Source organism: Sulfidibacter corallicola, assembly GCF_017498545.1.
GTDB classification, from domain to species: domain Bacteria; phylum Acidobacteriota; class Holophagae; order Acanthopleuribacterales; family Acanthopleuribacteraceae; genus Sulfidibacter; species Sulfidibacter corallicola.
Genome location: NZ_CP071793.1, coordinates 10,729,979 through 10,753,602, shown reverse-complemented (window position 1 = coordinate 10,753,602; position 23,624 = coordinate 10,729,979). Strand labels below are relative to the sequence as shown.

2 protein-coding genes (1 of these 2 cut by a window edge) are annotated in these 23,624 nt (G+C 67.1%); both read left to right on the top strand.

The window, feature by feature from the left end:
* Window positions 1-990: 990 nt before the first annotated feature.
* Complete coding sequence (locus J3U87_RS31970; RefSeq protein WP_237379870.1) at window positions 991-2,247, top strand: cytochrome P450; 1,257 nt, start codon at window positions 991-993, stop codon at window positions 2,245-2,247.
* Window positions 2,248-3,002: 755 nt separating this feature from the next.
* Window positions 3,003-23,624, top strand: the 5' portion of a protein-coding gene (locus J3U87_RS31960) for an SDR family NAD(P)-dependent oxidoreductase (RefSeq protein WP_272932438.1). It continues 11,115 nt past the right edge of the window; the window shows 20,622 of its 31,737 coding nt (coding positions 1-20,622); it begins with the start codon at window positions 3,003-3,005; its stop codon lies off the right edge, out of view.

Sequence of the window (23,624 nt, the reverse complement as noted above, 5' to 3'; positions counted from 1 at the left end):
TGACATTTCTCTCGAGAACGGGTTCCCATGGAACTCCCCAGGTCGTCGTTCTCTGGCCTATGGCAGGGTCGATCAGCCAAGCCGATTGAATGGAGAACCTCTCTTGAAATATATCCGCCTGGAGTCCCTGAGTGCCGAGAGATGCGTCGTGCCAGGTAGGTTCATCAGGGGCGGTAAGCCCGCCGGACGAACTTGCCGAAGTGATCCATGATCAGAGTCCCTGCAGGCTTTGAGGGTCGGAGCTGCAGTTGGGTTGGTCAGGGCTGAGTCCGCTTTGACGGTTGTCTTCTTCGATACCGGATCGCTTGGGTCTGTCAGCCCGTCGCTCTGGGCGGGTCCGGCACCTACCGGGCCTGACGCCGCTCAGGGAATGGGGGAACTCCCGGCATGGATTGTTTGGAAGGGTTCATCGGGCCGATGAACCAACCGGGCCTGACGCCGCTCAGGGAATGGGGGAACTCCCGGCATGGATTGTTTGGAAGGGTTCATCGGGCCGATGAACCAACCGGGCCTGACGCCGCTCAGGGAATGGGGGAACTCCCGGCATGGATTGTTTGGAAGGGTTCATCGGGCCGATGAACCAACCGGGCCTGACGCCGCTCAGGGAATGGGGGAACTCCCGGCATGGATTGTTTGGAAGGGTTCATCGGGCCGATGAACCAACCGGGCCTGACGCCACTCAGGGAATGGGGGCACTCCCGGCATGGATGGCTTCGACATGGCGGCCCAGCGGCCTGGGCGACGACTCCGTGAATGCGTTGATCCCCGTGAATGGTGTGGTATATTTCTATTTGTATTCCGTCCTTCAAGATACGAAAAAATGATGATTTGCGACGATTTCTCGATCTCGGTGTAAATCGGTACCGTTGCGTCGGCCGTGCTTTCGTGAAGTGCGCCGACTCCGTTGCCTCCTTGAACACCGGAGACCCGTGGAACGGATTTCCTCCGCCCGGCGATCGCCCATTCCGACACCGACCCATGGGAGCATACATGAGCATGGAGCAACAGACCCTCGATCCCGCGACGTTCGACTGGTGGGGTACCCTTTCGAGTCCCGAGTTCTTGGCCGATCCCCATCCCCTGCTGCACGAACTGCGCGCCATCGGCCCCATTCTCCAAAACGACCTGGGCGCGGCCTACTTCGCCCTGGGTCACGACGCCTTCACCAAAGTCACCCGATCCAAGATCATGGGCAACGACACGCGCTTGATGAACAACAGTTGGTACACCCCGGAAAACCGCGAAAAGGATCCCCTGACCTATGCGTTGTTCAACGCCTTTCAGCCCCAGATCCTCAATGTGAACCCGCCCGACCATCGCCGGATGCGGCGAACCTACGAAAAGTTTTTCACGCCTTCCGCGGTCGCTCGCATGGAACCCCTGATTCGGGCCGAGACCCAGGCCCTGCTCGACGAAATGCCCGGCATGGGCGAAGTGGACCTGATGCCCACCTTCGCGCGTCACCTGCCCTTCCGCATCATCCTCGGCATGTTCGACGTGCCCATGTCCGAGGCCGAGAACATCGCGCGCTACAGCGACACGATCCTGCGAATCAGCGAATTCCTGATGACGCCCGAGGAAAAGAAACGCGCGCTGGACGACTTGATCGAATTCAAGGCCTGGACTCGCGATTTCATGGCCCATCGCCGCCGCAACGCCGACGATCGTCCCATCGATGCCGTGATCGCCACGGGCCCGCCCGACGGCGATCTGGACGACGACGAACTGGTCACCAACTTCATCACCATGATCATCTCGGGTCACAAGACGACCGTATCGCTGCTCGGCAACGGCATTCACGCCCTGCTCGAACACCCCGATCAGTTTCGCCGCCTGCGCCGGAACCCCGATTTGATGAAGACCGCGATCGAGGAAACCATGCGCGTCGAACCCGGCGCCTACCTGATTCCGCGTATCGCCAACGCGGATTTCCACTACGGCGGGACCACCATTCCCAAGGGATCCGTCTGCATCGGCCTGGTCGCCGCCATCAATCGCGATCCGGCGGTGTTCGAGAACCCCGATCACATGGATATCGCCCGCAACCCGAACCCCCACATGAGCTTCGGTGGCGGCATCCACCACTGCCTCGGCGCGCCCCTGGCTCGGTTGGAGGCCAGGATCGCCTATGAAATGCTACTCGACCGCTACCCCGTGCTCGAACGGGCCGAGCCAACCACCTGGGTGCCTCACTGCCTGAACAACCACTGTCCCGAACGGCTGGTGTTGCACGTGAAAGGCCATTGACCCCGTCCCTGTGGGTAGGACGGGCGCTGGGCCTGGAACCCGTTGGAGCGCATCGGTTTCGCCATGGCATGGCCGGGCGCGAATGGGTCGCCGTCACATGCGAAGGGCATTTATTCGGATTTTTGACGGATTTGCCGGATTGAGTTGGAAATGACGAATTCTATTTCTAAATTTTTACAATAATCCAACCCATCACTCGCAGAGATATGCTATTTTCTGCGTTACTTTGATCTCCGAAACTATCCCTTTTTTCCAGTGTTCTTTAAAAGACACGGTTGCCCCTTTTTGCCCTCTTGCCCTGCGATTGGAATCCCGAACTCCAGCGATTTCGCCGCGGTGTAGGCAGTGCCCGCCGTTGGCCTGTCCACGCGCGCGAACCCTTGGTTTGTCGGGTTTTTCATGATCCCTCTCCACAGTCACTCGTGACTCTGGCGCCAGGCTGATCACCCACAGGTAGCCCTTCCCCAGGCTGCGTTCATCATGTCGATACATCAATCTCACATGTTTAGGGAGCTGGAACTTTGATACCGCCTTCATTGCAATGTCCAATGGATGGCATGCCCCATTTTGAGGCGCGTCGCCTCGATCTGTTCTGCACCGGATATTTCGCCCTTCCCATTGTCGAAATCAGGAAAAAGCGCCTTTTTTTGGAAACCCCCTTTCCCATGCCTTTGGATGGGGCCTGGACGCCCGCGGCTTGCTTGCGTTCACGCGTAAAGGGTTGGATCCGAACGGTGCTGGGCTCGGTAGAGGATGTGGCTGGCAGTCTTGGCGAGGAGCCCTGGCCAGGATTCGATGTCGGTGCGATCCTGCCCGACCTGCTGGCCTTGTACGGGTTTTCCATCCCGAGCCTGTTGACCGAACCTGGCGGTCGGGCCGCCTTGCTGACGGCGTTTCGCACGCTCGACCGGGTGCCGCGGGAGGTGCCCGCATCGTTGCGGGACACCCTAGCGGGGTGCGTGGCGGTGCCGTCGTTTCTCGCGTTGGGCGACTGGTGCGATTCACGCAGGCAAGAAGGGGCGGGGCCCGCAGCCGGCCTGGACCCTGATCTGGTGACGGCCATCGCCGAGTTTTTCGCTTCGATCGAATGGGCTTCCCCGCTCGATGCGAATCGCGACGGTTCCGTCTCGTCCGGATCCTGGTCGCGCGTCGTGGAAGCGATGACCCTCGCTGCCACCTTCCGGCCCCTGCTTACACGGTTGAATCGACTGTTCGAGGAAGCCGAGGTGGAGGAACTGCCCTGGATCGATCCGGCCATGGACCGCCGGGCGAGGTCCTTCGCGTGGACCCGTTTCCGGCCTTGCTGGGATGCGGCTTTGGCGGGCTGTGCGGTCGGCGATGCCGAAGCGAGCCTGGATCTTCACACCTTTTTGGATCGTGCATCGCCGGCAACTTGGCGTGTTTCCGCCGAGCCGAACCGCCCGGCAACGCCGACGCCCTCGTGGCTGTCGAAGCCCGGCGAGCGTCCCGAATCCCACCGCGATCTGCTGGTATTGGCGGCTCATGCACCCATCGGTGAACCCGCCGTGGGCGCGTGCGGCGCCCTGGCCCTTTGGGCGACGGGTCGCGGCCTGTGCGACCCCGTTTCGCAATCGACGGCCGAACGGCACCTGATCGCCGCGGCCGAGGCCGGCTACATCGCTCGGACCCAGCCGGCCAGGCTGCCGGAAGGTCCTGCCGCGGCCCTGTTCACCCTGGCCCGGTACGAACGGCGCGACTACCGCATTCGCTGCGCCCGCCCCGCCGACCTGGATGCCCTGGCACACCTCGAAGAGCGCTGTTGGTCACGCGACCTGCGCATGCCGCGGAGCGAACTGGCCAAGCGCATCGAGCGCTATCCCGAAGGACAGTTCGCGCTCGAACACGAAGATCGCGTCGTGGGTATCATCTACTCCCAGCGCATCGCGGAGGAGTCCGTGCTTCGGCACGTGCCGGTCGAACGGGTGGGGCTGTGCCACCGTGCCGAGGGGCCTGTGGCGCAACTGTTGGCGGTCAACATTTTGCCCGAACTGCAGCACCGCCACCTGGGCGACCAGTTGCTGGAGTTCATGTTGCAGCGTTGCAGCCTGACCGCCGGGGTGCGATCGGTGGTGGCGATCACCCTGTGCCGGGACTACCCCAAGCATGCCGATGTCCCGCTGGGGGACTACATCCACCTGCGCAACGAACGCGGCCGCCTGTTGGATCCGGTCCTGCGCTTTCACGAATTGCACGGCGCCCAAGTGGTTCACCTGATGCCTGGCTATCGGCCCAAGGACGCCCGCAACCTGGGCAACGGCGTCCTGGTTCGCTACGACATCCACCGCCGCGTTCGCGACGAGGTGGACGTGCACGGGCAGCGCGGGGATGAGAAGCCCGAGACGTCGGGAGACGTACCCGTTCCGAGCGCCACGATTGGCGAGGTGCGGGGATTCGTGGCCGAATCGATTCGCGCCTGCCTGGGTCCCGAGGGCCGGGAGGCCTACGATGCCGAGCGGCCCCTGATGGAGATGGGTCTCGATTCGGCCGATCTTTTGAGCCTGAACGAACGCATTCGCGATCATTTCAAAATCGCGTTGGAAAGCACTTTTTTCTTCCACCACAACACCCCCAAGAAAATCGCCAATCACCTCCAGAAGCGTTTGGTTCCAAGCAACCCCACCCAATCAAAGCCCCCCGTCCGAGAGTCCCCGCATGCAGAGAGCGACAAAACGCCCAATCGAAGCAACGCAACCTCGGAGTCCCCGAATGCAGAGAGCGCCGTCGCGCCAGTAGGTGGAGCAGCCTGCTCCACCAATCGAAACAACGCAACCCCGGAGTCCCCGAATGTAGAGAGAGTCGTCGAGGCAGTAGGTTGGGCCGCCGGCCCGACAAATCGAAGCGACGCGAGCGGAGAGTTCCCGAAGGCCGAGAGCGACAAAACGCCCAATCGAAGTAAGGTAAGCGGAGAGTCCCCGAATACAGAGAGCGCCGTCGAGGCAGTAGGTTGGGCCGCCGGCCCGACAAATCGAAGCGACGCGAGGGGAGAGTTCCCGAACGCCGAGAGCGACAAAACGCCCAATCGAAGCAAGGTAAGCGGAGAGTTCCCGAATGCAGAGAGCGCCGTCGCGCCAGTAGGTGGAGCAGCCTGCTCCACCAATCGAAGCGAAGCAACCCTGGAGTGCCCGAATGCAGAGAGCGCCGTCGCGCCAGTAGGTGGAGCAGCCTGCTCCACCAATCGAAGCAACACAACCCCAGAGCCCTCGCAAACAAAGAGCGCCGCCACGACAAATCCAAACAACACAACCCCAGAGTTCCCGCAACCAGAAAGAGCCGCGGCGCCAAGATCCCAATCGAAGCGGGAAACCCAGGAGTCCCCGAACGAAGCGAACACCACAAAGCCCACAATCAAAACCCCCCGCCCCACCCAAAACCAACCCAAACCCCGACAGAACCTCCCCGCTTCGCCCCCCCGACACGAAGACATCGCCGTCATCGGCTGGGCCTGCCGCCTGCCAGGCGGCGTGTCCGATCCCGAAGGCTTTTGGGAACTCCTGAAGCAAGGCCGCTGCGCCATCGGCGAGCTGCCCGAGGACCGCTGGCACTGGCCCGAGGACATCGACCCCCGCGGCCGTCACCGAGGCATCGATCGAGGTGGGTTCCTGGACCGCATCGACACCTTCGACATCGGCCTGTTCCGGCTCTCGCCCAAAGAGGTCGAGGTCATGGACCCCCAACAGCGCCTGCTGCTGGAGTTGGCCTGGGAAACGCTGGAATCCGCGGGCTACGGCGCCCGCCGCCTGTGGGTCCCGCGCACCGGCGTATTCGTCGGTGCCAGCACCGCCGATTACCGGCTCCTGCTCGAGCGAAGCGGCGCGGCCGTGGACGGCCACCTCGAGACCGGCAACGCCATGGCGGTCCTGGCCAACCGTCTCTCCTATTTCTTCGATTTCACCGGGCCCAGCCTCCAGATCGATACCGCCTGCTCCAGTTCCCTCGTGGCGGTCCACGCGGCCGTGCAATCGCTCCGCGCGGGCGAAGCCAGCCAAGCGCTCGTCGGCGGCGTCCACCTGATGTGCCATCCCGGCAACAGCGTGGGCTTCTATCGGGCGGGCATGCTCTCGCCCCACGGCCTGTGTCGTCCCTTCGACGCTTCGGCCGACGGCTACGTGCGCGCCGAAGGCGGCGTCGTGCTGCTGCTCAAGCCCCTGAGCGCGGCTCGGGCCGACGGCGACGCGATCCATGGCCTGATTCGCGGCACCGCATGCAACCACGGCGGCAAGGCCGGCGGCCTGACCGTGCCGAACCCGGATCTTCAGGCAGAGCTGGTCCGCGCCGCCTGGGAGAACGGCGCCGTGGACCCCAACGAGATCGGCTACATCGAGGCCCACGGGACCGGCACGCCCCTGGGCGACCCCATCGAAGTACGCGGCCTGCGCGAGGCCTACGCACGCTCGGGGATCGAGCCGCAGCCCGGCACCTGCGGGCTGAGTTCGGTCAAGAGCAACCTGGGCCACTTGGAGGCCGCGGCCGGCCTGACCGGCCTGCTCAAGACCTTGCTGTGCCTGACCCGTCGCGAGCTGCCGGCGACGGCCCATTTCCGCTCGCTGAACCCCCACATCGACCTGGCCGGGACCCCGCTCGCCATCGTGACCGAGCACCGTTCCTGGCCGAAGCCCCCGTCGGGCGGGCCCCGGCTCGCCGGCGTGAGCAGCTTCGGCTCCGGCGGCGCCAACGCCCATGTCGTGCTGGCCGAAAACCCGACCCAACCGGCAGGCGACCAAGCGGGCTCGGTGCCTCGCTGGTTGGTGCTCTCGGCGGTCGACGCCGAGCGGTTGAAGGTGCATGCCGGGCGGGTCGCCGAGGCGCTCGATGCGCAGCCCTTGGCCGACGCCTCGCTCGACACGTTGCTCTGCGCCCTGCAGCGCCGCCAGGCCATGGACCTGCGCGTCGCCAGACCCGTCGGGTCGCGTGCCGAGCTGGAGCGGGCCTTGGTGCAACTGGCTCGAGATCCCCTGGCCGCGCCCGGTTTTCTGCGTGCGGGGGACCGGGAGGACCGGGAGGCGTCATCGCTCATGCACGACGACGCCGAGCGCGACCGCACCCTCGCGGCATGGTTCGCCGCAGACGCGCTGGAACGGGTCGCCGAATTTTGGGTCCAGGGTGGCGAAGTCCCCTGGGAGCGATGGCTCGATGTGCCACCACCGAGGGTTGCGCTTCCCACTTATCCCTTTGCCCGCGAGCGGTTTTGGATCGAGCCCGAGCCAATCGTCGCCAAGCGTCCCACGGTGCCCGAACACGACGCGACGATGCCGATACTCGCGGTTCGGCACTGGCGCGACGTGGCTGCGCCCGACGCGGATCCGTCCGGCCCTGTCGATTGCCACCTGCTGGTGATCGCGGGTTTGGAACCCGATCGTTTCGAAGCGATCGCCGCCCACCTTCCGCAGGTGAGAATGGTTCACCTGCCCGCCCGAGCTTCAGGCCAGGCACCGCTCTTCGTCGACGTGGCCGTCCAGCTCTTCACCCTGATTCGGGACTTGCCGAAACAGTCCGGTCGGGGCCGCACCCTGCTGCAACTGGTGGTGCCCGGCGGCGAAGGGGACACGCGTTACCCGGCGCTGGGCGGCCTGCTGCGCACCGCCCACCTGGAGAACCCCAACCTGCGGGCCCAGCTCATCGAGATCGACGCCGGTGAACGCGACGTGGATTGGCGCCAACGGATTCGGGCCAATGCCGCCGCCTTGGACGAGGTGCACGTCCGCTATCGCGACGGTCGGCGCCAGGTGGCGAGATGGGCCGAGCCAGCCACATCCGAATCCGAATCGCAGGCCCGCGTGACACCGGTCTGGCGCGACGGCGGCGTCTACCTGATCACCGGCGGCGCGGGTGGCCTGGGCCTCGTCTTCGCCCGCCACATCGCCGAGTCCGTCCGCCAACCCGTGCTGGCGCTCTGCGGCCGCAGCCCGTTGACCGAACGAAAGCGGGCCGACCTGGCCGCGTTGGAGGCCCTGGGGGCCAATGTCGTCTACTGCCGGGCGGACGTGTCCAGCCAGGCCGAGGTCGACAGCCTGGTGCACTCGCTGGTGGGCCAGTTCGGCCGCATCGACGGCATCATCCACGGCGCGGGCCTGTTGCGCGACCGCTACCTTCGCGACAAGACCGCGGCCGACTTCGAACAGGTGCTGGCCCCCAAGGTGTTGGGCGCGGTTTGCCTGGACCGCGCCACGCGCGACCTCGAGCCGGGGTTCCTCCTCCTGTGCGGCTCGTTCGTGGGCGAGTTGGGCAACCCAGGCCAGGCCGATTACGCCGCCGCCAACGCCTTCCTCGGCGAGTTCGCCGCCTGGCGCAACCGCCGCGTGGCCGAGGGCCGTCGCCACGGCCAAACCGTTGCCGTTGCCTGGCCGCTCTGGCAAGCGGGCGGCATGGCCATGGACGACGCCACCCAGGAGTCGGTACAGCGCCGCACCGGGCTCCGGCCGATGGCGACCGCCGCCGGATTGACAGCACTGGATCGGATCCTGGCCCTTCGACGCGATCGCCTGCTCGTGCTGTCCGGCGACCGCGACGCGGTGCGCGCCCGCGTGCTCGCCGGCGCACCGCTTTCCGCCGCGCCCCGTGAGGCGGTCGGCCAGCCGGCCCTCGATCCCGCCGACCTCGCCCGGGAAGTGGCGCGCCGACTGGTGCTGCTGCTCGCCACGGTTATCAAATTACCGCCCGAACGGATCGACGCCCGCCGGCCGATGGAACGCTACGGTTTCGACTCCTTCGTCGTCAACCAATTGAATCTGAAACTGACCGAAGCACTCGGGGAAGTATCCAAAACGCTGTTCTACGAGCATCTCACCCTGGCCGATGTCGCCGCCGACCTGGCCGCGTCGCACCCCGCCGCCTGCCGGGACTGGATCGGCGCTGCGGGCGCCAGCGCGGCCCCTGGCCACCTCGCCGTTCCTCGCTCCGATCCATACCAACCCCCCGTCGCGCGTTCGGACATTGCATCACCGGAACCCGAGACCGCCCATGCCGAACCGATCGCCATCATCGGCATGAGCGGCCGCTTCCCCGGTGCCGACGACCTCGCCCAATTCTGGAACAACCTCGTCTCCGGAAGAATCGCCATCGACGAGGTGCCGCGCGAGCGCTGGGACTGGCGCGACCACCACCATCCCGACCCCGCTGCCGCCGGCGCCGTGCGCAAGACCCACGGCAGGTGGGGCGCCTTCCTCGAAGGCGTCGATCGATTCGACCCGCGCTTCTTCGACATGACACCGCGCGAAGCCGCCTTCATCGACCCCCAGGAGCGCCTGTTCCTGCAGGAGGTGTGGAAGGCGCTCGAGGACGCCGGCCTGACGGCTTCGACCTTTTCCGACGATCTGCGTCACAGGACCGGCGTGTTCGGCGGCATCACCAAGCTGGGCTTCGACCTGCACGCGGCCGATACCGAGGGCCCCTTGCCGGCCACCTCGTTCGCCTCGCTGGTGAATCGGGTTTCCTATCACCTGGACCTGCGCGGGCCCAGCCTGCCGGTGGACACCATGTGCTCCTCGGCGCTGGTCGCCGTGCACCAGGCCTGCAGCTACCTGCGCTCGGGGCGCGGCGCGCTGGCGATCGCCGGCGGCGTCAACCTCTACCTGCACCCTGCGACCTACGTGGCGCTGACCCGCGCCCAGTTGCTGTCCCACACGGCGCAGAGCGCGGCGTTCGCCCGCGGCGGCACGGGCTTCGTGCCCGGCGAAGGCGTGGGAGCGGTGGTGCTCAAACCCCTGCGCCAGGCCGAGCGGGACGGTGACCCGATCTACGCCGTGATTCGCGGCTCCGCGGTCAACCACGGCGGCCGGACCAACGGCTACACCGTGCCCAATCCCCGGGCCCAGGCCGAGGTCATCCGCCAGGCACTCGCCGGCCCGTGCCTGGATCCCCGCTCGATCGGGTACATCGAGGCGGCGGCCAACGGCTCCGAGATGGGCGACGCCGTCGAGATGTCGGCCCTCCGCCAGGTCTTCACCGGTGCCCCATCCACCGCACCGGAAGAGCCGTCCGCAACCTACGCGCTCGGCTCCCTCAAGCCCAACGTGGGACACAGCGAGTCGGCCTCGGGCATGGCCCAACTCGCCAAGGTCGTCTTCAGTTTGAAACACCGCACGCTGACACCCACCGCCGTCACCTCCGAATTGAACCCGAACATTCCCTTCGACCGCCTGCCCTTCCGCCTGCAACGAGAGACCGCGCCCTGGGCCCCGATCACGTTGGACGGCGTCACGCTGCCGCGCCGTGCCGGCATCACCGGCGTCGGCGCCGGCGGCGTGAACGCCCACGTCGTGGTGGAGGAATACACGGCGCCGGCACCCGCCGAACCGGCCGACTCTGACGGTCCGTGGCTCTTCGTCCTGTCGGCGCGGGAGCCCGACCGCCTCGCGGCGCTCGTGGACACGTGGCGCCGTTTCCTCGCGACGGCCGTTGGGCGCGACCCCGCCGCCGTGGCCTTCACCCTGCAGACGGGCCGCGAGGCGATGGCCCACCGCCTCGCCGTGGTCGCTGCCGACCTGGCCGCCTTCGACGCGGCCCTGGAAGCCTGGCAATCGGGCCGCCACACGGGCTCCTGGTTCGCCGCGGCTCTCGACGACCGCGAGCCCGCCTCCGATCGCGATCCGGCCCCGCCCCCTGGCTCCGATTTAGCCACGCTCGCCGAGTTCTGGGTCCACGGTGGTGACGTGCCCTGGGTCGAACGCTTTTCCGGCCGCCCGCCGCGGCGGCTCTGCCAGTTGCCGACCTACCCCTTCGCAACCCGCATCTGCTCGATCCATCCCCAACCCGAAATCCCCGAGGACATCGCCATGCAGGACCAGGGCTCCGATTACGAAAACAAGGCCGCGGAATTCTATACCTTTTGGGCCGAGCAGGGCCGCGACGGCCACCACGAAACCTACTTGACCTTCTGTCCCTTTGCCGAACGCGTGCCGGGTTTCTCCATGACCAAGGTGTTCCTCGATCCCGCCGCCCACCCGCGCGAGCGCGCCCTGATGCAGGCCCGCCAGGTCGAAATGCGCCAAGTGCTGTGTTGCCGCGAGGACTTCGACCGCATCCACAAGGTGCTGGACTTCGGCTGCGGCCACGGCTCCGACGTCATCCAGCTCGCCGCCACCTTCCCTCACGTGCAGACCCACGGGTACACCATCACCGGGGCCCAGGCCGAGCTGGGCAACCGCCGCATCCGCGAGCTGGGCCTGGCCGAGCGCGCCACCATTTTCCACCGCGACAGCGCTGGCCAGCCGTTTCCCGATCGCTACGACCTGATCCTGGGCATCGAGGTCAGCTTCCACATTCGCGACAAGGACGCGCTATTCGCCAACCTGACCGCCGCTCTCGAGGAGGGCGGGCACATCTTGTTGATGGATTTCATCGCCAACCTGCGCGGCGCGATCGTGGATCCCAGGGTCGAGATCAGCATTCCCACCCGCGAGGATTGGGTGGCCCTGCTGGCCCGGCACGGCCTTGTCTTCGACACGCTGATCGATGTCTCGCCCCAGATCGCCAACTTCCTGCACGATCCCGATTACGAGCGGCACACGGAGGGCCATCCGGAGGTGGTGCGCGCCACCTACCGCAATTGGGCCAACCAGTCCCAGGCCCTGGCGCGCGGTTGGATCGGCTACCACCTGATCCGCCTGCGCAAGGCCGGCCACCTGAGCGAGGCGGAACGACTGGCCGAGAACCGCCGCGCGCTGGCCCACCCGACGCCCTACCCCGAGGCGTTGGCCCGCATGCAGGCCTCCGGGCGGAGTCCTTACCCCAAATCGGCTTCCACCGAGACCGGCGCGGCTCAGCCGCCCGACGATCGACCCGCGCCCGCCCGCATCGCCGCCGTACGCACCACCCTGTGCGGCATCTTCGCCAAGGTGCTGGGTTTCGGGGAAGCCGAAATCGCAGGCATGGAGATCTTGAAACGACTGGGGCTCAGCTCGGTCAACGCGGTGGAACTCACCCAGGCCGTCAACGTCCATTTCGATCTGGCGCTGCCCACCAGCGTGCTGTTCGACTGCCACAGCTTGACCGACCTGGCCGCACAGGTGGCGGACGCACTGCCGCCCGAGCCCGTCGCGCCGCCCATCCGGCAGGTACGCCCGCGGGTGGTGGATCCGGCGAAGGCGATCGTGGCAGCGGCACCGCCATCCGTGGCACCCGATCGAACGTCCGAGGACCCGATCGCCGTGATCGGCATGTCGGCGCGCTGTGCGGGCGCGGCCGACGTCGACGAGCTGTGGGACCTGATCCGCTCCGGACGCGACTGCATTCGCGACATCGAGCGACCCCACTGGTTGGATCACTTCGCGCGTCACGCCGAAAAGCCGGTACCCGCCCGCTACGGCGCGATGGACGACCTGGCCTCGTTCGATCCTTTCTTCTTCAACATCTCGCCGCGCGAAGCGGCGCAGATGGACGTGGCCCAGCGCATCCTGCTGGAGCAGGGCTACCGCGCGCTGGAGGACGCCGGCCACGCGCCCGCCTCGCTGGCCGGCCACCGCGTGGGCACCTACATCGGCACCATGGGCAGCGTCGCCCACGGCCAGGATTTCTCCTACTTCTCCATGCTGGGCATGGAACCCAGCATCTTGGCCGCGCGCCTGGCCCACTTCCTCGACTTGCAGGGCCCGGCCTTGGCCGTGAATACCGCCTGTTCCTCTTCGCTCATCGCCATGGATCTCGGCTGTAAGGCTCTGAAAAACGGGGAAATCGATTTGGCGGTTGCCGGCGGCATCACCCTTTACACCCATCCCGGTTCCTTTGTCGCCATGAACCATGCCGGCATGCTCTCGCCCCGCGGCGCCTGCCGCCCCTTCGACAAGGACGCCGACGGGATCGTGGTCGGCGACGGGGTGGGCATCGTGATTCTCAAGCGGCTCGCGGACGCGCTGGCCGATCGCGACCACATCTACGGCGTCGTGCGCGGCAGCGCCGTCAACCAGGACGGCCGCACATCCGGCATCACCGTGCCCAGTGTTTCCGCCCAAAGCGACCTGCAGACCGAGTTGTACCGGCGCTTGAACCTGAACGTGGAGGACATCGGCTACCTGGAGGCCCACGGCACCGCCACGCCGCTCGGCGATCCGATCGAGGTGCACGCCCTCAACCGGACCTTCGGTCGCTTCACGGACAGGAAGGGCTTCTGCGCGATGGGTTCGCTCAAGGCCAACATCGGGCACACGACGGCCGCGGCCGGGGTGCTGAGCGCCATCAAGGTGCTGCTCTGTCTCCAGCACCGCACCCTGCCGCCTTCGATCCACTACGCCGCCGGCAATCCGCACATCGACTTCGGCGCCGGCCCGGTCTACGTGAACACGGAAGCCAAACCTTGGGCGGCCAACGCGGCCGGCTCGCGCCTGGCGGCCATCAACTCGTTCGGGTTCAGCGGGACCAACGCCCACATGCTCATCGAGGCGTGGCGCGAACCGTCGGTCGCCCGCGAGGAACCGACCGGCGCGTTGCCTTTCGTAGTTTCGGCCAGGAGCGAGGCACAATTGCGCGAGCAGGCGACGCGCCTGCTGGCCTTTGCCGAGCGCCAATCGGCGCCGAAGCTTTCCGCTTCGGAAACCGAAGTGGATCGCGAGGCCAGGATCGGGTTCCTGCGGTCCGTGGTGGCCCAGGTGCTTCAGGTCGACGAGGCCGATCTGGACGAGCTTCAGACGATGCAGGACTTCGGCGTGGGCCTCCTGCACTGGAACCGGATCGCCGAACGCCTGCGCGACGAAGGCTACGACGACCTGAGCGCCTCCGACTTTCCGCGCTTCACGCTACCCGCGTTGGCCGAATGCCTCGGTGGGCTGGGAGAACCCTCACCGCGAGCCCAGCCGTGGAACCGGACCCTATCGCCGGCCGATCTGGCCTTCACCCTTCGGGTGGGTCGCGACGGGATGCCCCATCGCCTCGCCTGTGTGGCCGCATCGTTCGGCGAATTGGCCGAGCGCCTGCGGGCCTTTCTCGACGGCTCGGACAAGTGCGGGATCCTTCGGGGCAACGCGGGCGCCAAAGATCCCGCACTTGCCGCCTTCACCGCCGACGAAGATTTCGAAGCCACGTTAACCGCCTGGCTTGAAAAGGGTAAACTGGAAAAAGTGCTGGGGTTGTGGGTGAAGGGGCTCGATGTGGATTGGGCGCGGCTTCCCGTCGAGGGTCGCCCGCGTCGCATCGGCGCACCGACCTATCCCTTCGCAAAAGAGCGATTCAGCGTGCCCGGCATCGATGCGGTCCCGCAGCCGGATCATTCGCGCCAAGCCACGGTGGACCAAAACGACCCAACGGCCGACCTGGTCCCCCCCGGACCCTGTGACGCGCAAGGTGTCCGTGCCAAACCCGACGGGATTCGCCTGCTTCCGGTGGACCTGTTCGCGGACTCGCTCCAGGCCCGGCAGCCGATGACGCACTCGGAACCGGTACCCCGGAACCAACCCGCGACCGCGACCGAACCCCCGATCGCCGGCGCCGTCACTCCGGCGCCGAATGCCGCCAAATCCAAGCTGGCCGTGCTCAAGCCAGTGGACGTGCTGGAGAACTTGAAGTCGGCCGTGGTCGAGGTCGACGGCATGATCCCGACCCTGAACAAGACCGGCTTCATGCTGGAGAAGCTGACCTCCTATTCCCGTGATTTCGCCGAGTTCGCCGGCGCCGCGGGCGGCGAGGTCCTGGACCTGGGTTGCGCCTACGGCGTGGCCGGCATCGCGGCCCTGGAACAGGGCGCCGAACGGGTCCTGGCCGTGGACATGGAGCAGCGCCACCTGGACATCCTGAAGGAGCGCGTCCGCGATGGCTTCCGGTCCAAGCTGGCGGTCCAAAAAGGCCTGCTGCCCCATTTGGATTACCAACCCCGGCGTTTCCGCGCCATCCACGCCTGTCGGGTACTCCATTTCCTGAAGCCCGAGGATTTTCGCGAGACCCTGGACAAGATGTTCCAGTGGTTGGAACCGGGCGGCAAAGTCTTCCTGATCACGGACACGCCCTTCGTCGGGTTCTGGCGCGCCAAAGCGCCCGATTACCTGACCCGCAAGGCTGCCGGCGATCCCTGGCCCGGCTTCCTGGCCGACACCCGTCAGTTCCTCGAGGGTTCCGAACTGGACGGCGCCCCGCCGCTGATCAACTCGCTCGATCCGGACATCCTGCGCCGCGAATGCCTCGCCGCCGGTTTCGACGTGGAGCGCCTGGGCTACGAGGGTTCGGACATCTATCCCGAGGTGCAAGGTACCGACGCGGCCGGCAGGGAACACGTGGGCATCGTCGCCGTCAAGCCGCTCTGCGTGGTGTCCGAGACACCCGCCCGCGGTATTTGCGGCGACCGGGCCGCCGCCGATGAAATTCTCGCGCTCCTGCGGCAGAGTCTGGCCGAGGAACTCTTCACCGACGTGGATCGTATCGACGAAACCGCCAAGTTCACCGAGATGGGGGTGAACTCGATCATCGGCGTGCGCTGGGTCAGCCTGGTCAACGAGCGGTTCGGCCTGAAGCTGCGCGCCACCGACATCTACAATTACCCGACCCTGCAGGACTTCGCCGACCACGTGCGCACCCGCCCGGAACGGGTGCGGGCGACCGCCGAACCCCGGCCTCGGGAACGGGCGGCGGCGCCTCCCACGCCCAGCCGACCGGAGCGATCGGTACCGCCGACCGGCGCCGTCGACATGGCCGCGATCCACGCCCACCTGCGCACCACCTTGGCCGAGGAACTCCACGTCGCCGCCGAGCGCCTCGATGACGACACGCCCTTCACCAACATGGGGGTGAACTCGATCATCGGGGTCCAGTGGGTGAGCCGCATCAACGAGCGGTTCGGCCTGAAGTTGCGCGCCACCGAAATCTACAACTACCCGACGCTGGAGCTGATGGCCGAGCAGGTGGCCAAACGGCTGGGTGGTCGGCCCACGCCGCCGGCACCCGCATCATCGGCCGGACCCGCCACATCGGGCGCCACGACGCGCGGGCCGGTGGCTGCCGCGACCCGGACAGCTTCGAGAAAGGCTCGACCGCAGCCCGTGGCACTGGCGGTCCCGGCTGCGCCACCCGCGCCCGCCGCCGCGCCACCCGCGCCCGCCAAACCCATCGTGACCCTGGCGCCCACGGTGCCCGAAGCCAAACCGGTCGCCACCCTGACCCGCGCACCCGCCACCACGCCCAGCTTCCCGCCCGCCGACGGCGCCCTGCCCGCCATCGCCGTGGTCGGCATGGCCGGCCGCTTTCCCAAGGCCGAAAACCTCGAACGCTTTTGGCGCAACCTGGTGGAGAAGCGCGACTGCATTTCGCAAGTGCCGGCCTCGCGCTTCGCCGTCGACCGTTACTTCGACCCCGACGTGGACGCACCCGGCAAAACCGATTGCCGCTGGATGGGCGCGCTGGACCACGCCGACCTGTTCGACCCGCTCTTCTTCAGCATCTCGCCGCGCGAGGCCGAGCTGATGGACCCCCAGCAACGGCTCTTCCTCCAGGCCTGCTGGCACGCGATCGAGGACGCCGGCGTCGCCGCCCGCGACCTCGCCGGCAGCCGATGCGGTGTCTTCGTGGGCTGCGTGCCCAGCGACTACAACCAGCGCCTGAAGGACAACCACCTCAACGCCCAGCGCCTGATGGGCGGGGCCAGCTCGATCCTCTCGGCGCGCATCTCCTACCTGCTCGACCTGCAGGGTCCCTGCCTGGCCGTGGACACCGCCTGCTCTTCCTCGCTGGTCGCGATCTCGGAAGCCTGCGACAGCCTGGCCCTCGGCAACAGCGACCTGGCCCTGGCCGGCGGCGTCTGCGTCATCGTCGGTCCCGACCTCTACATCATGGGCACCAAGTCCGGCGTCTTCTCGCCCGACGGCCGCTGCTTCACCTTCTCCCAACGGGCCAACGGGTTCGTGCCTGGCGAGGGCGTCGGCGTCCTGCTGCTCAAGCGCCTCGACGACGCCGTCCGCGACGGCGATCCGATCCACGGCGTCCTGCGCGGCTGGGGCATCAACCAGGACGGCAAGACCAACGGCATTTCCGCACCCAACGGCCTCGCCCAGACCCGCCTCCAATCCGAGGTGTACCGCCGCTTCGCCATCGACCCGCGCGGCATCCAGTTGATCGAGGCCCACGGGACCGCTACCAAACTGGGCGACCCCATCGAGGTCGACGCGCTCACCGACACCTTTCGGAACTTCACCGACGACACCGGCTTCTGCGCGTTGGGCTCGGTCAAGAGCAACATCGGTCATTCGTTGATGGCCGCCGGCGTTGCGGGCGTGATGAAGAGCCTGCTGGCGCTGAAGCACCGCCAATTGCCACCCACCCTGCACGTGGACCGGGTCAACGAACACATCCAGCTCGACGGCACACCCTTTTTCGTCAACCGCGAGTGCCGGGAGTGGACGATACCTGCCGGGGAGCTGCGCCGTGCCGCGGTGAACTCGTTCGGCTTCAGCGGGACCAACGCCCACGTGGTGATCGAAGAATATCCCCAGCCCGTGCGGGCGGTATCGGTGGCGCCGCCGTCGCGGAACGAACCGGTCCTGCTGGTGCTCTCGGCCCGCAGTCGCAAACAGCTCGCGGTCTATGCCGGCCAGGTGGCAGCGTTCCTGGCCGAGGCGGCCGCGCCCGATTTGGCCGACCTGGCCTACAGTTTCCAGGTGGGGCGCGAACCGATGCGCTTCCGCCTCGCCCTGATCGGCCGTGACCGGGCCGAGCTGCGGGCCGGACTGGAAGCCTTCGCGAAAGAGGAACAGCCCCTCGGCTGCTGGTTCGGCGTGGCCGGCAAGGCCCGCGACCTGGCAGGTACCGGCGAAGAGGGCCGGGCGCTCCTGAAACGCCTGGTTGACGAGCGCGATTTGGCCCGCCTGGCCGAGCTCTGGGTGGCCGGTAACGACGTCGACTGGTCCGCCCTGTACCCGGCGGGCTCGGTGCGCCGCCTGCACGGGCTGCCCAACTATCCCTTCAGCCGCGATCGCTATTGGCTGGAGCCCGAACCCGAAGTGCCGAACGAAGCTCTCCCGGCCGCACCGCCCGCCGAAGCGTCCTGGGATGGCCTGACCTACCTGCCCGATTGGCAGCGCGTCGAGGTGCCTCCAGCGAAAGCACACGCCTGGCGGCAGGTGCTCATTGTCGACATGGCCCAGGCGAACGATTCCTCGCCGGTTTCTTTCGCCGATGAACTGGCCGGCCATTGGCACGATCACCAGCCGACGGTTTTGGTATCGCGATGGACCCTCGGCATCGAAGCCGGTTCACCGGCCGATCCGCTTCGAACCCTCGACCCGGAAGACCCCGCCGCGTTCCAGCGGGCCCTGGCCGACATGGCCGTGCCCGACGCCGTCTTTTTCGTTCACGCGACCGCATCACCGGATGATTCGGATCCACGCGGCGACGTCACCCGCGATCATCGGGCACCGGAAATCCAAATGCTGCGCGCGGTCAAGGCGCTGCGCGAAAAGGCCGACCCGCGCCACTTCATCGACTGCTTCGTCGTGACTCGCGACAACTATCGCCTCGACGGCTCCGCCACCCACGCCGACGGCGGCGGCCTGACCGGTCTCGCCTACGCCGTCGCCCAAGGTGATCACCAGTTCCGCGTGCGCAACCTCGATTTGGCCCACGAGGACCTGAACCACGCCGCCGCCCGCGCGGCCCTGGTCGCCCGGGTACTCGCCGAGCCGCCCACCGATCGCGGCGACGTCGTCAAGCTCAAGGCGGGCCGCCGCTATCGCCGCGTCTTCGCCAAACCGGCCTGGCCCGCCGACGCACCACGCAGCGGTCTGCGCCGTGGCGGGGTCTACCTGATTCTCGGCGGTGCCGGCTCGGTGGGAAGCATCGTGACCCGCCAGCTCGTCGCCCGCTACCAGGCCCAGGTCGTTTGGTTGGGTCGCAGCCCGGCCACGGCACCCAAAGTCGTCGCCAAACTCGATGCCTTTCGGGACAGCGGCCCCGTGCCCCGCTACATCCAGGCCGACGCCACCGATCCGGAGTCCCTGCGGCGCGCCGTCGCCCACGTGCGCGAGGCGTTCGGTGAGATCCACGGCGCCCTGTTCTCCGGCATCGTGTTCGACATGGAGAATTCGGTGGCCAAGACCAACGAGGCCGAGTTCCGCGCCATTTTCGACGTCAAGGCCCGCGGCAGTATCTATTTCTACCGCGCGTTCGAGAAGGTCCCGCTCGATTTCATGTGCTTCTTCAGCTCGGGCCAGGCCTTTTCGTTCTCCGGTGCCGCCACCCTCTCGGCCTATGCCGCCGGCATCACCTGCGCCGACACCTGGCTCCACGCCGTGCGGCCCACCGCGCCCTTCCCCCTGGGCTGCATCAACTGGGGGTTCTGGCAGACGTCGCTCGAAGAAATGCCGATTCCCCAGAAGGTCGCCTCTTTGCGCGACGAAGAGGGATTCACCTGCTTCGGACGGTTCACCGGCCTGCTGCGAGCCGGTCAGGTCGCACAAGTGCTGTGCATGCGGCCGTCCGAGCCGGTGCGGGCCCTGATGAACATCGAGCAGGGCGAGCGCCGCTGGGTCGTCACTTCGTCCGAACCGGCACTGTCCTCGCCGCAAACCGGGCCCGAACGAGCCGCCCGATTGGTGGAACTGCTCTCCGATCCGCTTCCTCGTGAGCTGGACACATGGATGGTCGACCTGCTACTGGTTCAGCTTCGGGAGATGGGCGTATTCGGTGGCGATCTCTCGCCCGAGCATCCCGACCGGATGGCGCAACGCGCGGGTCTGGTGCCGCTGTATCGCGACTGGTTGGTGGAATCGCTCAACTGGTTGAACCAAAAGGGTTACGTGGCATGGTCGGGAGATCGCGCGGCGTTGACGGAAGCGGCAATCGCGTGCGACGCAGCCCAGATCCGGGCCGGTTGGACCGCGCGCAAGCCGGCCCTGTTCGAGAACCCCGACTTGCGCGCGCGGGCGATGCTGGTAGACACCTGTCTGGAGGCACTGCCGCCGATCCTGACCGGTGCCGTACCGGCGACCGACATCCTGTTCCCCGCGTCCTCGTTGGCTCGAGTCGAAGGCGTCTACAAGGACAACGCGGTTTCCGATTACTTCAACGAAGCCGTGGTCGAGGTCGTCCTGGCCCAGGTGCGGCGGCTCATCGCGGCCGACCCCCAGGTTCGCGTTCGCATCGTCGAGATCGGTGCGGGCACCGGTGGCACCAGCGCCATGGTGCTCGACGCGTTAGGGTCCGTGCGCGGCCACATCGAAGAATATTGCTACACCGACCTGTCCAAGGCGTTCCTGATGCACGCGGAAGCCGCCTTCGGGCCCGACAACCCGTTCCTGACCTACCGTATCTGGAACGTCGAGCGCCCGCCGGCCGAGCAGGGCATCGAACCCGGCGCGTTCGATCTGGTCATCGCCACCAGCGTGCTCCACGCCACCCGCGACATGCGCAGCACGCTGCGCCATGCGGCCGCGGCTCTGGCGCCCGGCGGCACGATGGTGCTCAACGAGATCGGCGACCGGACGTTGCTCGCCCACCTGACCTTCGGACTTTTGGAAGGTTGGTGGCGCGCGCGGGATCCCGAAACCCGCATTCCCGGCAATCCGGGGCTCTACGCGGAAGTGTGGCGGGAACTGCTGGAGGCGGTGGGCCTTTCGTCCGTGGCCTTCCCATGCGCCGCGGCGCACGGACTGGCCCAACAGGTAATCGTGGCCGAGCGTGCCGAAACTGGCGTGGCCGCACCGCTGACACCTCGTGCCGTAGCCCGCCGCGCGCAATCGCCCGTCGTTTCCCAACCGAAGCGGCCGAACCCTTCCGCGCCTGCCGGTGGTGGCTCGAACCACAGGTTGGTTCGGGTGCGTGCGCTGATCCTGGACCGGCTGGCGGCCACGCTCAAACTGGACCGGGCCGAGATCGATCGCGACATCCCGTTCTCCGACTACGGCATCGACTCGATCCTGGGCGTCGGCTTCGTGAAGGACGTGGCCGAAGGCCTGGGCATCGAGCTGAACACGGCGATCCTGTTCGACTACACGACGGTGGAGCGGCTGGCGCGCTACCTGGACGAAACCTTCGGTGACCGCATGGCCGTCGCGTCGACTCAGGCCACTTCGCCGGAAATCGAAGAAACGGTGAATTCGCGCGTGAACGAGGGCGAGCCCGCCGATCGGGAGCAAACCGCTGCGCGGGTTCGTGGTCTGATCCTCGATTGCATGGCGCGCACCCTGAAACTGGCCAAAACCGAAATCGACCGCACCTTGCCCTTTTCGGACTACGGCATCGATTCGATCCTGGGTGTCGGTTTCGTGAAGGACGTGGCAGAGGGGCTGGGGATCGAGCTGAACACGGCGATCCTATTCGACTACGCGACGGTGGATCGGCTGACGCGCTACCTGGTGGACACCTTTAGGGAGCGCCTGTCGGCACCTGTCCCGTCCGAAGCGGACTCGGCGCAGGAACGGTCGGTTCCGTCGACGCCGCAACCGGCGCGCGTCCGCGCTGCCGAGCCCGATCGACCCGCGACACTGCGCATCGCGGTGATCGGCATGTCCGGGCAGTTCCCGGGGGCGGCCGACATCCCCACCTTCTGGAACAACCTGGTGGCGGGACGCGACGGCATCACCGAGTTGACGCGACCCTACCTGGACACCGCGACCGCGTTCAGCCCCGAGCGACAGCCAGGCAAGACCTACTGTCGTTGGGCCGGCGTGCTGGAGGATCGCGACTGCTTCGATCCGCTGTTCTTCAACATCGCACCGCGCGACGCCGCGACCATGAACCCCCACCAGCGCCTGGTGCTCCAGGAGAGCTGGAAGGCGCTCGAAGATGCCGGCTACAACCCCAAATCGCTGTCCGACACGGCGGTGGGCTGCTTCATCGGGGCCGAACCGGCCGACTACCACCACGGCTCCTTCACCGGTGCCTCCGACGCGCTGATCGCCTCGCGGCTATCGTACTACCTGGACCTGCACGGTCCGGCCCTGGTCGTCAATACCGGCTGCTCCTCCTCGGGCGTGGCGCTCCACCTGGCCTGCGAGAGCCTGCGCAAGGGCGAATCGAATCTGGCCCTGGCCGGCGGCGTTTACGCGACCCTCGATCAAGACGGCCTCGTCACCCTTGCCCAGCTCGAGATGCTCTCGCCCAGCGGGCGTTGCCACACCTTCGACGCCGCCGCCGACGGCACCGTGCTCTCCGAAGCGGTGGCCATGGTGGTCCTCAAGCGGCTCGAGGATGCCGTTGCCGACGGCGATCGCGTCCTGGGCGTGATCGAGGCTTCCGGCGTCAATCAGGACGGCGCCAGCAACGGCATCACCGCGCCCAGCGGGACGGCCCAGGAAGCGCTGCTCGTCGACACCTACCGCACCTTCGGCATCGACCCCGAGCGCATCGGCTATTTCGAGGCCCACGGGACCGGCACCCGCTTGGGCGATCCGGTCGAGGCCAACGCCCTGGTGCGGGCTTTCCGCCGCTTTACGGACAAGCCCGGCTTCTGCGCGGTCGGTTCCGCCAAGGCCCACATCGGCCACACCTCGGCGGCGGCCGGGGTGGTCGGGCTGATCAAGATCCTGTGTGCCCTGCAGCACGGGCACCTGCCGGGTTTGCTCCATTTCCGCCGTCTCAATCCCCTGATCGAGTTCGACGGCTCGGCCTTCTTCGTGCCGACGCGCGTGACCGAGTGGCGATCCGAGCCGGGCCGCCCGCGCATGGCCGCACTCAATTCCTTCGGGCACAGCGGCACCAACGCCCACCTGGTGATCGCCGAGCACGTACCGAACCCTGCGCGGGTGGCGCCGCGCCACCGCGCGGGCGAGCCCGTACTGGTCCCGATCTCGGCCAAGACCGAGCGCAGCCTGCGCGACGTCGCGGGCGCCCTGGCCACCTTCCTGGAAGATCGTCGTCGCGAAGGCGCCGCGCCGGGGATGTTCGACATCGCCTACACGCTGCAGACGGGACGCGAGGCGATGCACGAGCGGGCCCTGTTCCACTGCCGCAGCTTCGACGAGCTGGTGACCGGGCTGAGAGGTTTCGCCGCGGGCGACCTGCCGGCCTGTTGCCGGTACGCCAGCCTGGACGAGAATCGGCTTCCCGAAACCGAAGTCATGCCGACGCGCCTGAACGGCGCCATTCCGCCGGCGGAGTTGGCGCGCTTGGCCGAGCGCTGGCTGGCCGGTGCCGACGTGGCCTGGCATGGGCTGTACGGCGCGGCGCCACCGCGTCGGGTCGGCCTGCCGGGTTACGCGTTCGCCAAGGAGCGCTACTGGCGGTTCCGCGAAGCGCCGGCGGCGCGCGTGGCGTGGCTGCACCCGCTGGTGCACCGCAACGCGTCGGACATGGCGGCACAGCGGTACCGGTCCACCTTCGACGGCACCGAGTTCTTCCTGGACCAGCACCGCGTTCAAGGGCGGAAGGTCCTGCCAGGAGTGGCCTACCTGGAGATGGCCCGGGCCGGGGTGGCCGATGCCCTGGGTTTGGGCGGTGCACTTCGCCTGAGC

What these genes read in the sequence shown, in the direction of transcription:
- J3U87_RS31970 (WP_237379870.1), top strand. Translation starts at nt 991, where the DNA reads ATGAGCATGGAGCAACAGACCCTCGATCCCGCGACGTTCGACTGGTGG.